Source organism: Aeromonas sp. 604282 (genome assembly GCF_049170575.1).
GTDB classification, from domain to species: Bacteria; Pseudomonadota; Gammaproteobacteria; order Enterobacterales; family Aeromonadaceae; genus Aeromonas; species Aeromonas veronii_A.
In genome coordinates this window covers 135,992-149,130 of sequence record NZ_JAAKMV010000001.1, presented here as the reverse complement: position 1 = coordinate 149,130, position 13,139 = coordinate 135,992, and the positions used below count along the sequence as shown (strand labels likewise).

Here is a 13,139-nt window from a genome sequence, read left to right as displayed (position 1 = left end):
GCTGGGTGGCCTCTTCTCTTTATTGATGGTGCTAATGGATGGCGACCAATTACTATGCTGGCTGGCAGCACCGCTCAGGATTGCAGCAAACTCAGGGCCGCATTGGGGCGACTGTTTGCCTGACTCAAAATCGAAGAGCTCGCCTGCTGCAAGATTTGAGTGCTGACCAAACGCGCCGATTCTACCGCCATGTCGGCATCCCGGATCCTTGAGCGGGCAGCGCTGAGGTTCTCATTGGCATTAGCCAGATTGCGTACCCTTGAATCCAGCGCGTTGGCTTGGGCCCCGAGCCGAGAACGCTGAATACCCAGCTGTTTCATACCCACATCCAGGGTTTTGATGGCCCTGCTGGCGTTGTCGTCACTCAGGACATCAATGTTATCAACGGTGTATTTCTTCTTGTCCTCTTGATAAAAACCAAGCGCATTCAAACTCGATCCCTGCATGTCAATATTGGAATACTTGTCGCCTGATGAACGAAGCTCCATCTGACCGATATATGTCGTCGGTGTGACGTCGGGCAACAGAGAGGTTAGAGAGGAATTGCTGATCACCGGAGGCGCCGGTGGTGCGGGTTGCGCAGGAGGGGTTGTGCCATTGGCCAGTGCAAGGCTGTTTCCCTGAGAGCTATGTATGGTCAGTTCATTGTTGGCGGGATTGCTGTTGTTGGAGGCACTCACATAAAAACCCAGTCCTGCCGATTGCGCAGTATTGTTGATACGCCGAACCACCTCCCTCATCAGATCGCCGTTTTCGGGCGTAGGATTGACCGGATCCCATCCGGTCATATCAATGCCCGTGGTCAAATCCACAGAGTGGCCCGCCACATCGATATAGGAGGGTAATGCGGATAAATCGACTGCGGAGGCGACTGAAAATGGCAGTTGTTGCGCTTTTACCGGCCCCTGATTATTGGGGAAAGTAGTCCCGTTGATATCTGCCACGAACGCTTCCAGGGTGGAATAGTCCTTGTCAAAGGTCACGCCATTGAGGGTGACCGGCTGAGATGACAGCTTGAGATCTGCAATCTCATATGCCCCCGGTTTGCTACCTGCCGGACTGCGCGCTTGCCACTCCATCTCCCCCAGATTTTTGGTCTGGGCATTGAGATCGGTAATGACGGTATTCTGCCCTGCATAGGCACCAACCGAGAAGATGCCTTTGTAACTCCCCGCCAGCAGATCCTGCCCGGCAAACCGGGTGCCTGTGGCAATCCGGTCCATCTCCAACTGCAATTGCTTGAATTCGGCATTAAGAGCAACACGATCCTCTGCCGTATTGGCACCGCTTCCCGACTGCAGCGCCAAGGTGCGCATCCGCTGCATCAGGTTCATCGACTCATCAAGCGCACCATCGGCGACGTTGATCACCGAGATCCCATCGTTGGCGTTGCGAATAGCGGTGTTGACCCCGTTCACTTCACTGGTGAGGCGATTACTGATCTGCAAGCCGGCTGCATCATCGGTGGCACTGTTGATGCGCAAGCCGGATGAGAGTCGTCGATATACCGAATCCAGCGTGTTGGATGATTGACCAAGATGGCGAGAAGCATTAACGGCAGAAATATTGGTAGCGATGGAGAGGGACATGGACAGCTCGATACAGGAAAGATTCAAAATGGTCTTCCCCACTATCGACATCATCAAATGACTCTTTAGCGAAAATCACTATAAAGTAAGGTTAAAACGCTTTAATGACTACATTTTGCGCACATGACAACCACTATTGAACGCAAAACAAGCATAACCAGCTGTAGCATATAAGATAAGCAGCGTGAAACGCCAACATTGAGATTCTGCAAATCCTGCATATGCAACACTCGGTCGTTGTCCAGACGTACAATTCGTCACTCCGCCATATACCAGCAAAGGCTGGCTTAGCCGCCCTATTACACATAGAATGTGGCCCCTTTTCTTTCTACCATCGGCAAACATCCATGAGCGCTTCCATCTATCTCGTCAAAGGCCGCGAAAAATCCCTGCTGCGTCGCCACCCCTGGATCTTCTCCAAGGGGATTGAGCGGGTTCAGGGTAACCCCATTGACGGCGATACCGTCGAGATCTATGCCAACGATGGCAAGTGGCTCGCCCGTGGCGCCTGGTCAGGCAGCTCCCAGATCCGTGCCCGGGTCTGGACCTTCGACAAGGATGAGACCGTCGATCTCGACTTCTTTATCCGTCGTCTCAAATACGCGCAGGAGTCTCGCGATCCGCTGATCAAGCGTCAGGGCCTCACCGGCTATCGCCTCTGCGCCGCCGAATCCGACGGCCTGCCGGGTCTGACCATCGACCGTTATGCCGATTTTCTGGTGTGCCAAATTCTCTCTGCCGGTGCCGAGTTCCAGCGCGAGCTGATAAAGCAGGCACTGCGTACCCTCTACCCCGAGTGCAGCATCTATGAGCGCTCCGACGTGGCGGTACGCAAGAAGGAAGGGCTGAAAGAGCGCACCGGCGTCATCTATGGCGAGACCCCGAACGAGCCGGTGGTCATCGAAGAGAACGGTGGCGTCAAGATCCTGGTGGATATTCGCAACGGCCACAAAACCGGTTTCTATCTGGATCAGCGGGACAACCGTCAGGCTGCCGCCAAGTACACCGAAGGCAAGCGGGTGCTCAACTGCTTCTGCTACACCGGCGGTTTTGGCGTTTATGCCCTCAAGGGCGGCGCCAAAGAAGTGGTCAACGTCGATCTCTCCCAGAATGCGCTGGATATTGCCCGCCAGAATGCCGAGCTGAACGGGCTGGATACCAGCAACACCCAGTTTGTCCGTCACGACGTATTCAAGCTGCTGCGGGAATATCGCGAGAAGGGCGAGAAGTTCGATGTCATCGTGCTGGATCCGCCCAAGTTCGCCGAGAGCAAGGCCCAGCTGCTTGGTGCCTGCCGTGGCTACAAAGACATCAACATGCTGGCGTTCCAGCTGCTGGCGCCGGGTGGCGTGCTGCTGACCTACTCCTGCTCCGGCCTGATGGAGCAGAGCCTGTTCCAGAAGATCGTTGCCGATGCGGCGCTCGATGCCGGTCGCGATGCCCAGATCCTGGAGCTGCTCTCCCAGGCCTCCGATCACCCCATCGGTACCGCCTATCCGGAAGGCTTCTACCTCAAGGGTCTGGTGGTTCGCGCCCGCTGATCGGCAACCACCCTCCCCTTGTGATCAATCAGGCCCCTTGCGGGCCTGATTGTTTTGCTCGCGCCGTATAGGTCTGAGCCTGACATCATCCCGATGACAACCCTCTCTGCTTTATGGGTGTTCTCTCTCCTCCTGCCAACATCCACGTCTTTATCTGTTTAAATTTTTTTGCACAAAAACTGCGCATTTATGATTTAAATCACACCCGAATGACTCTCTTTCCCGTAGTGTGATCCCGCCTGCGGCAGCCAAGCCGGGGCAACCGACCCATCAGGATTGATGGACGGTACAACAACAAAAACCGATGTCAGGCCAAGCTGAACATCACAAGGGATCCCGTTATGAATCAATCATTGCCGCTGTTAACGCCGCTGCGGGGCATCGCTGCCCTGATGGTGGTGCTGTTCCATGCCCGCTTGCTGCTCTTTCCCCAGTGGATGGAGTCGATCGCAGGCCACACCCAGCTCATCGAGAATGGCTACCTCTGGGTCGACCTGTTCTTTATTTTGAGCGGCGTGGTGCTGGCCCATGTCTATGGCGAGGCCTTCACCCGCACGCCCCGCACCGTGAGCTATGGCCGTTTTCTCTGGCTGCGGCTGACCCGTGTCTACCCCCTCTATCTGGTGACCCTGCTGCTGCTGGTCGGCTGGGAGCTTTACAAGGCGCAGCACGGGGTGGGCTTCTACGCCGGCCCCTTGTTCAAGATGTGGGAGTGGGAAGGGATGCTCCCCTTCGGCTCCCCCTTCACCCCGGCCGAGGCGCTGCCGAGCGCCTTCCTGCTGCTGCAGGTGATGACCGATCACGGGCTGACCTGGAACTTCGCCGCCTGGTCGCTCAGCGTGGAGTGGATCAGCTACCTGCTGTTCCCGCTGCTGATTCCCCTCGCAGTCACCCGCAGTCGCTGGAGCCATCTCGCCCCCCTGCTGGCGCTGACGGTGCTGGCCTTTATCGTGCACAGTCGCGGCACCCTGGATGTCACCAGCGGCGCCTTAGCGGTGGGGCGCGGGGTGAGTGAATTTGTGCTCGGCCTCTGGCTGCTGCCGAGGGTCAAGGCCGCGCAAGGCGTGCCCATGATGAAGCGAGATCTGCCGCTGCTGGTCGCCTTTGTGCTGCCCTTCGCGCTGATGCAGTTCACCATGACGCCACCACTGACACTGCTGCTGATCGCCTCCTACGTGCTGCTGATCTGGATTGCCGCCTGCCAAGGCAATCGCCAAAGCACGCTGCTGCGCCTCCTGGATAACCGCTTCACCAACTGGCTGGGGGATCTCTCCTACTCCATCTACCTGCTCCATGCGCTGGTGCTGCTCACCGGCTGCGAGCTCATCCACTATCTGGCACCGGGGCTCACCGAGTGGTGGTATGGCCAGACCAACCCGCTGCTGGGGGTTGTGGCAACCTTACTGATGCTGGCGGTGCTGATCGGGCTCTCGGCGCTGAGCTACAACCTGCTGGAGCGGCCACTGCAACGGCGCCTGCGCCGCTGGGGCAAGGCTCGCCAGCCGGTGCTGGAGCAAGCCGGATAAGCTAATCTCGCCCTGTCTGGATGAGTTGACGGCTTTATGCCAACTCATCCAGTACCAGTTCATCCAGACTGCTCATCACCCAGGCGCTCGGGTGCTGGCTAAATCCGAGCTTGGGGTAGTACGCCACCGCCTGCGGCGCGGCCAGCAGGATCAGCTTGCAGCCGGGCTGCAATTGTAAAAACGTCTCGCGAATAAGGGCTTTGCCAATCCCCTGCCCCTGCCCCTGCCCCTGCACTGACTCAGCTACCGCCAGATCCGAGAGGTAGCAACAAAAATGAAAATCGGTCACCGAGCGAGCCACCCCGACCAGGGTCTCGCCCTGCCAAGCGGTGATCAGCAAATTGGCGTTATCCAGCATGCCCTGCAGGGTGTCCGGATGGTCCAGCGGCCGTCTCGCCCCCAGCGAGGTCTGCGCCAACAACGCCGCAAACTGCGGCGTGGTGATGGGGTGGTTAACCAAAAATGTGGTGGACACTAAGCTCTCCTGTTGTAGATCGGCGGTTGCGTGCTTTTGGTCTCTTTGGCGTTCTTTTTGCTGCATCTGTACTGCAATCAATCAGCCAGCGCCGGATCCAGACCGATGACAGGCAAGTGCGGGCAATTCCCTGCTGTTTATGTGAATTCCTGTTCGAACCCCAAGGGGCAAATGTGGCATAATGCCCCGTCCTGTGGCCCTTGGCGGGGCTGCGCTGGCGTACCTTGTCGCCCATTTCTTCCCCGTCCGGCCTGGCGGTCTTTCATAACTGCCAGTCATCGCTGCCCCTGTTGGCACCGAGGCCACCCATATTTGCGGCTTCTTGTCTTCCTCACTACAAGGCCGCCCATTGACCAAGACGGCTCCACAGAGCCTCTGCTCTGTTTGCAAATAAAAGGGGTAAGTATGTCTTCCATTCGTCTGACCCAATACAGCCACGGCGCTGGCTGCGGCTGCAAAATCTCTCCCAAGGTACTCGACACCATCCTCAAGAGCCAGATCCCGGGCTTCAACGACCCGACCCTGATCGTTGGCAACAGCAGCAAAGATGACGCGGCCGTGGTCGATATCGGCAACGGTCAGGGCATTGTCTCCACCACCGACTTCTTCATGCCCATCGTCGATGACCCCTTCACCTTTGGCCGCATCGCCGCCACTAACGCCATCAGCGATATCTATGCCATGGGCGGCAAGCCCATCGTCGCCATCGCCATCCTCGGCTGGCCCATCAATACCCTGCCCGCCGAAGTGGCCCAGCAGGTGATCGACGGCGGCCGTCAGGTGTGCCATGAAGCGGGAATTTCGCTGGCCGGTGGCCACAGTATCGATGCCCCCGAGCCCATCTTCGGCCTCGCGGTGACCGGTATCGTGCCCCTTGACGCCATCAAGCAGAACGATACCGCCAAGGTGGGTGACACCCTCTATCTGACCAAGCCCCTTGGTATCGGTATCCTCACCACCGCCCAGAAGAAGGGCAAGCTCAAACCTGAACACGAGCAGCTGGCCCCCAACGCCATGTGCACCCTCAACAAGATTGGCCAGCGCTTTGCCGAGCTGCCGGGTGTGCACGCCATGACCGACGTCACCGGTTTTGGTCTGGCTGGCCATCTGCTGGAGATGTGTGAAGGATCCAATGTCAGTGCCCGCCTCGACTTCAAGGCGCTGCCACTGCTGGATGAGGTGGATTACTACCTGAGTGAGGGCTGCGTTCCGGGCGGTACCCTGCGCAACCACGACTCCTACGGCCACAAGCTGGATGCCATGGACGATCGCACCCGCAACATCATGTGCGACCCGCAAACCAGCGGCGGCCTGCTGGTCGCCGTGGGTAAAGAGAGCGAAGCCGAGCTGCTCGCCATCGCGCGCGAAGCAGGCCTTGCGCTCTCCCCCATCGGTCAGATCAAGCCCCTTGAGGGCTCCCGCTTTATCGAGATTGTCCAATGAGTGAATTGCCACTGGCCACGGACTACGCCCAGATTTTTTTAGGCGATGTGCCGTTGATTGATGTGCGCGCCCCCATCGAGTTCAAGGAGGGGGCCTTCCCCTGCTCGACCAACCTGCCCTTGATGACAGACGATGAGCGCGCCCAGGTGGGGACCTGCTTCAAGAAGCAGGGTCAGGCCGCCGCCATTGAGCTTGGACACAAGCTGGTGGGGGGAGCAGTGCGTGCCGAACGACTCGAAGGCTGGCTGGCGCAGTTGCGCCAGCAGCCCGATGCCCTGCTCTACTGCTTTCGCGGCGGCCTACGCTCGCAAACCGTACAACAGTGGCTGGCTGATGCCGGGGTGACTCGCCCCCGCGTCGCCGGTGGCTACAAGGAGCTGCGCCGCTTCCTGATCGACACCCAGGACAAGGCCTCTGCAGAGTGTCACTGGAGTGTGCTGACCGGCATGACCGGCTCCGGCAAGACCCATATGCTGGACCATGTGGCCCAGGCGCTCGATCTGGAAGGACACGCCCATCACAGGGGCTCGTCGTTTGGTCAGCTGCCCGGCGGCCAGCCCAGCAACATCAACTTTGAAAACAACATGGCCATCGAACTGCTCAAGCGCCGCCATCAGGGCGAGCATGCCTTCGTGGTCGAAGATGAGAGTCGCCTGATCGGCCGCTGCTGCCTGCCCCTCTCCCTCCATGAGGCCATGAGTCAGGCACCGCTGGTGGTGGTAGATGTTCCGCAAATCGATCGGGCCGAGCAGATCCGCGAAGATTACGTGCACGATCTCTGGCTGCGCTATCAAGCCATATATGGCCAGGAAGCCGGTTGGCCACTGTTTGCCGCCTACCTCACCGATGCGCTGGCCCGTCTCAAGCGCCGTCTTGGCGATCTGGCCCACCGCGAGCTGGATGCCCTGATGCAGACCGCCCTGACCGAGCAGGAAAAGAGCGGTGATACCGCGCTGCATCTGGCCTGGATCACGTTGCTGCTGACCCGCTACTACGACCCCATGTATCTCTATCAGCTTGGCAACAAGCAGGAGCGCATCGTGTTTCGCGGTGATAAACAGGCCTGTCTCGACTATTTCGCCGAGCAGCATGCCAGCGCGCTGCGCGGCTGACCCATCCCAAGAGAGGAACTCTATGTTGAAATTCGAGGTGATCCCGGTCACCCAGTTCGCTCAGAACTGCTCCCTCATCTGGTGTGACGAAACCCATCAGGCCGCCCTGATCGATCCGGGCGGCGAAGCGGACAAACTGCTGGCGGCCATCGCCAAACGCGGCCTGACCCTGACCCACATCCTGCTGACCCACGGTCATCTGGATCACGTCGGTGCTGCCGCCGAGCTGCGTGAAAAAACCGGCGTCGCCATTACCGGTCCCCATAAGGAGGACGCCTTCTGGCTCGACATGCTACCCCAGCAGAGCCAGATGTTCGGCTTCGCCCATACCTCCGCCTTCACGCCGGATCGCTGGCTTGAGCAGGGTGACAAGGTGCAGCTTGGCCAGTGCGAACTGGAGGTCTACTTCTGCCCCGGCCACACCCCGGGCCATATCGTGCTGCTGAGTCAGGCCGAAAAACTCGCCTGGGTTGGCGATGTGCTGTTTGCCGGCAGCATAGGCCGCACCGACTTCCCCCGTGGCGATCACGGCACGCTGATCAAGTCGATCACCGAGACCCTGCTGCCGCTGGGTGACGAGATCGTCTTTATCCCGGGCCACGGCCCCAGCTCCACCTTCGGCCGCGAGAAGGCAAGCAACCCCTACCTGACCCAGCCTATCTGGTGATCAAAAAAGGCAGCGGTGTTAGTCGCTGCCTTTTTTTCTGAAGTCCTCATTGCTATAGGTACAAGCGAGTCTTTATAATTCACCATGATTTGGCTCGACCATCCAAACTTGGGAACAAAAATGTATCTTGCTTTAGCTATTGCCATATTGTTATTTATTTTTTTCCTGAAGAAATCACGAGCCAGATATAGAATCAGAGATTACAAACGCCCAACAATCATTCATGGGATAATAATACTACTCGTTAATATTGCATTTGAAATAATATATAGAGCTGAGTTTGTCCCCATTCAGGTCAGTTACAGCAGCTTACTAACCTATGTACTGCCTCAAGTTATATACTACCTATTGTTGATCACCATTTTTTTAGTTATGGCATATAGATATGGTTTTTTCATATGGCCAGATGATAGAAATGCAATAAATAGACAGCATACAATCAATATCCCCATGTGCTTCTTGTTGACTATTTTTATAGTATGCCCATCTGCCATGCGAAATGGAATTATTGAAGCATCACCCTATCTGCATGTTTGCAGTCTTATTGGTAGCGGACTTACCTCTATCTATCTTGTAAGAATTTTCACTATCAAGTTCAACAAGACAATTAATAATATATAGCTTTTTATTGCCAACACAGTCACGAAAAATAAGTTCGTTTATTTCGATCTCTTGTTCTTGAGCCACAATTATTTGATAAGCGACCGCAAGAGATTCTGACATTTTAAATCATAAATTCCCCCTGAAAATAAAAATCCCCACCCGAGGGTGAGGATTGATTTATCGGTACAACCATCTGGTGGCTTATTGTGCCAGCAGGTGACCGACCAGCTCATGACGCCACCCTTGCAGCAGCATCGGCTTGTCGCTGCGGGCCCGCTCTTCGTCGTTCATCCGCCAGCTCCAGGTGAAGTACTGGTGAATGATCTTCTTGCTGGCAATCAGCTCGGGCGGAATATTGCTCGCCTTGGCCTTCTCTTCCACCATGGCCTTGATGCGCTTGAGCTCGGCCTTGTACTGGGGGAAGTCGACCAGCCGACGAATGGGCTCGGGCCAGCTGTCAGGATCGCTTTGCTGCGCCTTGGCGACAATATCGAGCATCCGCTTGCCGTGGATCTTGATCTCGATGGGCGAGAGGCCGAGCTCGTTGAGATCCCGCAGGGAGGCAGGACGACGCTCTGCCACCTTGAACAGGTGCAGCTCTTTCACCACAAAGTTAAGGGCCAGATCGCGGCGCACCGCCTCTTGTTGGCGCCAGGCGGCCAGCTCGCGCAGAATGGCGAGCTCGCGGCGACCCAGCTGCCAGGCGTTGACGATGTCAAGATAAGCCTGACGGGGATCACTACCCTGGGTCTTGCGGGCGGAGTGGTTCTGGCACTCCTGCTCGAACCAGGCAAACTTGCCGCTTTCCCGCAGTTTGGCCATCACCTTCTCGTAGAGCGGCATCAGGTAGAAGACATCCGCTGCCGCGTATTCGAGCTGACGCGGTGTAAGCGGGCGGGCCAGCCAGTCGGTTCGCGCCTGATCTTTTTCCAGCTCGACCCCGAGGAATTCATTCACCAGCGCACCAAAGCCGACCGAGACGCCGTAACCGAGAAAGGCGGTAGCCAGCTGGGTATCGTGCATCTGGTTGGGCAGGTGGCCAGCCTGATGCTGGATAAGCTCCAGATCTTCGCCAGAGGCGTGCAGGATGGCGATCTGCCCTTCCCTGCCCAGTCGCTGCCAGAGGGCGGAGAGATCCAGGGTCAGCGGATCCAGCAGCGCCAGATGCTCGCCGTCATAGATCTGGAACAGGCCAAGCTGGGGGTAGTAGGTACGGGTGCGAACGAATTCAGTATCGATAGCCAGGGGAACGTCGGCCAGAGAAGCGAGATACTGCTCAAGTTCGTCTTGCTGAGTGATAAGTTGATAGTGCATCTGTGCCTGCGCGGTTGATCAGGGCCAAAAAGAAAAAACCGTGGGATGACCCACGGTTTTGCATAACGACGGTGCTGGTTTGCAGAGGCTTCTGCAGCCGCAGTCCGGTTATTCCTTGGCAATCTCCTCGTCGCGCAGTACGCGGCGCAGGATCTTGCCCACATTGGTCTTGGGAAGTTCGTCACGAAATTCTACCAGTTTCGGCACCTTATAGGCAGTCAGATGTTTGCGGCAGTGGGCAATAATCTCGTCCTCATGCAATTTTGCATCTTTCTTGACCACAAAGATCTTCACCAGCTCACCGGAGACCTTGTGCGGCACACCCACGGCGGCCACTTCCAGCACTTTCGGGTGCAGGGCAACGACATCTTCGATCTCGTTCGGATAGACGTTGAAACCGGAGACCAGGATCATGTCCTTCTTGCGGTCAACGATCTTGAAGAAGCCCTGCTCGTCGCACACCGCGATATCACCGGTACAGAGCCAGCCATCCTGCATCACTTCGGCAGTGGCCTCTGGGCGCTGCCAGTAGCCCACCATCACCTGCGGGCCACGAACCTGCATTTCGCCGGGGGTGCCGAGGGCGTGGATCACCTGACCGTTGTCATCTACCAGACGGATCTCGGTAGAGCAGACCGGCAGACCGATGGAACCGTTGTAATCGGTCAGATCGTAGGGGCAGACGCTCACCAGTGGCGAACACTCAGTCAGGCCATAGCCTTCCAGCAGCGGGGTATCGGTCAGCGTCTTCCACTTCTCCGCGACCGCTCGCTGCACCGCCATGCCGCCGCCGATGGTGAGCTTGAGCTTGTCAAAGGCGATCCCCTGAAACTCTTCGTTGTTGACCAGCGCATTGAACAGGGTGTTAACCCCGGTAATGCAGGTGAAGGGATACTTCTTGATCTCTTTGACAAAACCCGGGATATCGCGCGGGTTGCTGATCAGCAGGTTGTAACCGCCGATACGCATAAAGAGCAGGCAGTTCACGGTCAGGGCGAAGACGTGATAGAGGGGCAATGCGGTGACCACGAACTCCTTGCCGCGTTCCAGCATGGGGCCATAGACGCCGAGGCACTGCTCGACGTTGGCAATCATGTTGCGATGAGTCAGCATGGCCCCCTTGGAGAGACCGGTAGTACCGCCGGTGTACTGCAGGAAGGCGAGATCGTCGTTGGTGATCTCCGGCTTGATGTACTGCAGGAAACGCCCCTTGGAGAGGGCCTGACGCATGGTGGTGGCGTGCGGCAGGTTGTATTTGGGTACCAGCTTCTTGACGTATTTCACCACGAAGTTGACCAGGGTGCCCTTGGCCAGCCCCAGGTTGTCCCCCATCCGGGTCAGGATAACGTGCTTGATCGGGGTGTCGTAGACCACCTTTTCCAGGGTATGGGCGAAGTTGGAGACGATGACGATGGCCTTGGCACCGGAGTCTTTGAGCTGATGCTCCAGCTCGCGCGGGGTATAGAGCGGGTTTACGTTGACCACGATCATGCCGGCGCGCAGGATGCCGAATACGGCGATGGGGTATTGCAGCAGGTTCGGCATCATCACCGCAACCCGATCCCCTTTCTCCAGCTTCAGCTCGTTTTGCAGGTAGGCAGCAAAGGCGCGGGACTGCTCTTCCAGCCGGCGGTAGGTGATGGTTTGGCCCATGTTGACGAAGGCAGGCTGATCGGCAAACTGGGTTACCGAGGATTCGAACATCTCGACCAGGGAGCTGTATTGGTCTGGATTGATCTCGGCGGGGACCCCTTCCGGATAACGTTTCAGCCAGACTTTTTCCACAAACTTCTCCTGCATAACTAGCACCTGTGCGCTCACTCTGTTGCCTCCGTCCCGGTTCACATCCATTTTAATCGGTTGTTTTAAGCTGATGCTCTAATGCCGCACATATTTACACAGCGCAACATCAATTAACAGCAAATTAACAACAGAAAAATGTGAGGGAGAAAACAAACCTGGAATTATTGAAAGCTGGCGATTCTACCGAACTTGACAAAACTTTACGATACAAACGGCCGTATCAACCGAATTTTCCATATGAAAATGGTGGTTCCCACCCAATATGACCCGCTCGATCTGCTGGAAGGCATCCTGACGGGCCTGCCATTGGGCTTCAAGTGCAGCAAAGCCCTGCTCCCCCTGAATCAACAGCACAGGACAACGGATAGCCGCCATCAATGCCCGGGCCTGCCCTTCGCTCATTCTCAGGGGTGAAAGATCCCGCAAGCGGGGGTCGCTGCGCCAGTGCCAGCGCCCTGCCCTCATCTCAAGCTGCCGCTCACAGATAAGACGCGCCGCCTGCGGCGTGATATCCGCCACTTTGCAACGGGCGGCGACAGCCTCATCGATGGAGGCAAAGCCGTTGGCACTGCGCTCCCGGGTGCGACTGCGGTTTAAAATCGCACGTCGCAGCTGGGCAGCTACCTCCTCATCGGGCTGGCTCAGCGGCCCCAGCCCCTCCAGCATGATCAACCGCTCCACCTGTTCGGGAAACACCCCGGCATAGGTCGAGGCGATCAACGCCCCGAGGGAGTGACCGAGCAAAGTGAAGCGCGACCACCCTGCCGCCTGCACGATCTGGTAGAGATCGTCTAGCCAGTCGACAAAAACATAAGGGGTGGTCTTGTGATCGGAGTGACCGTGCCCCGGCAGATCGACACAGATGAGGTGAAAATCTCCCAGATGCGGCGCCAGCGGCAAGAAGCTGGCACTGTTGTCGAGCCAGCCGTGCAGGGCAATCAGCAGGGGTTTGCCCTGCTGATCATGCTCCGCAGACTGGTTATCCAGCAGGGCTACCCGCCGCCCATCTGCCAAGGTGAGCAGACGTTCGTGCAGAGTGCTTTTGATGCTGTTGATCATGGCAAGC

The 13,139-nt window shown here is 57.3% G+C and carries 10 protein-coding genes; 5 read left to right on the top strand and 5 right to left on the bottom strand.

Going from position 1 to position 13,139, the window contains the following annotated elements; all coding sequences use genetic code 11:
• Positions 1-74 precede the first annotated feature (74 nt).
• A complete protein-coding gene (locus G5367_RS00675) occupies positions 75-1,643 on the bottom strand; it encodes a flagellin (RefSeq protein ID WP_421212340.1) in 1,569 nt (522 codons plus the stop codon).
• 293 nt (positions 1,644-1,936) lie between these two features.
• Here G5367_RS00675 and G5367_RS00670 point away from each other — a divergent pair, with 293 nt between their 5' ends.
• On the top strand, positions 1,937-3,130 hold the full coding sequence (locus G5367_RS00670; RefSeq protein WP_201989465.1) for a class I SAM-dependent methyltransferase: 1,194 nt from the start codon (positions 1,937-1,939) through the stop codon (positions 3,128-3,130).
• 341 nt (positions 3,131-3,471) lie between these two features.
• Complete coding sequence (locus tag G5367_RS00665) at positions 3,472-4,656, top strand: acyltransferase family protein (protein ID WP_421243558.1); 1,185 nt, start codon at positions 3,472-3,474, stop codon at positions 4,654-4,656.
• A 34-nt stretch (positions 4,657-4,690) separates the two neighbouring features.
• On the opposite strand, the gene G5367_RS00660 is transcribed toward G5367_RS00665, so the two are convergent.
• Entirely contained in the window at positions 4,691-5,131 is a 441-nt protein-coding gene (locus tag G5367_RS00660) for a GNAT family N-acetyltransferase (RefSeq protein WP_421243557.1), read from the bottom strand.
• A gap of 405 nt (positions 5,132-5,536) precedes the next feature.
• Between G5367_RS00660 and selD the strand changes: the two genes are divergently transcribed.
• Genes selD through G5367_RS00645 form a run of 3 tightly spaced genes read left to right on the top strand, consistent with a single transcriptional unit; the run spans position 5,537 to position 8,353 of the window.
• A complete protein-coding gene (gene selD, locus G5367_RS00655) occupies positions 5,537-6,574 on the top strand; it encodes a selenide, water dikinase SelD (RefSeq protein ID WP_139439055.1) in 1,038 nt (345 codons plus the stop codon).
• On the top strand, positions 6,571-7,686 hold the full coding sequence (gene mnmH / locus G5367_RS00650) for a tRNA 2-selenouridine(34) synthase MnmH (protein ID WP_421243556.1): 1,116 nt from the start codon (positions 6,571-6,573) through the stop codon (positions 7,684-7,686). Before selD ends, mnmH begins: the two co-directional genes overlap by 4 nt.
• A 22-nt stretch (positions 7,687-7,708) precedes the next feature.
• Positions 7,709-8,353 carry an MBL fold metallo-hydrolase gene (locus tag G5367_RS00645; RefSeq protein ID WP_139408220.1) on the top strand — a complete coding sequence of 215 codons (645 nt, stop codon included), beginning with the start codon at positions 7,709-7,711 and terminating at the stop codon, positions 8,351-8,353.
• An 804-nt stretch (positions 8,354-9,157) separates the two neighbouring features.
• Here G5367_RS00645 and rnd read toward each other — a convergent pair.
• The 3 genes from rnd to G5367_RS00630 all read right to left on the bottom strand — a co-directional run bounded on the left by rnd (position 9,158) and on the right by G5367_RS00630 (position 13,132).
• A complete protein-coding gene (rnd, locus tag G5367_RS00640) occupies positions 9,158-10,270 on the bottom strand; it encodes a ribonuclease D (protein WP_058059758.1) in 1,113 nt (370 codons plus the stop codon).
• Between the two features lie 108 nt (positions 10,271-10,378).
• Positions 10,379-12,055, bottom strand: coding sequence for a long-chain-fatty-acid--CoA ligase FadD (gene fadD, locus G5367_RS00635; protein ID WP_421243781.1), 1,677 nt, complete (start codon positions 12,053-12,055; stop codon positions 10,379-10,381).
• 198 nt (positions 12,056-12,253) lie between these two features.
• A complete protein-coding gene (locus G5367_RS00630; RefSeq protein ID WP_421243555.1) occupies positions 12,254-13,132 on the bottom strand; it encodes an alpha/beta fold hydrolase in 879 nt (292 codons plus the stop codon).
• Positions 13,133-13,139: the final 7 nt, after the last annotated feature.

Bases quoted from the DNA above. Each gene is read 5' to 3' on its own strand.
- G5367_RS00675 (WP_421212340.1), bottom strand. From the start codon at position 1,643: ATGATGTCGATAGTGGGGAAGACCATTTTGAATCTTTCCTGTATCGAG.
- G5367_RS00670 (WP_201989465.1), top strand. From the start codon at position 1,937: ATGAGCGCTTCCATCTATCTCGTCAAAGGCCGCGAAAAATCCCTGCTG.
- G5367_RS00665 (WP_421243558.1), top strand. From the start codon at position 3,472: ATGAATCAATCATTGCCGCTGTTAACGCCGCTGCGGGGCATCGCTGCC.
- selD (WP_139439055.1), top strand. From the start codon at position 5,537: ATGTCTTCCATTCGTCTGACCCAATACAGCCACGGCGCTGGCTGCGGC.
- mnmH (WP_421243556.1), top strand. From the start codon at position 6,571: ATGAGTGAATTGCCACTGGCCACGGACTACGCCCAGATTTTTTTAGGC.
- G5367_RS00645 (WP_139408220.1), top strand. From the start codon at position 7,709: ATGTTGAAATTCGAGGTGATCCCGGTCACCCAGTTCGCTCAGAACTGC.
- rnd (WP_058059758.1), bottom strand. From the start codon at position 10,270: ATGCACTATCAACTTATCACTCAGCAAGACGAACTTGAGCAGTATCTC.
- G5367_RS00630 (WP_421243555.1), bottom strand. From the start codon at position 13,132: ATGATCAACAGCATCAAAAGCACTCTGCACGAACGTCTGCTCACCTTG.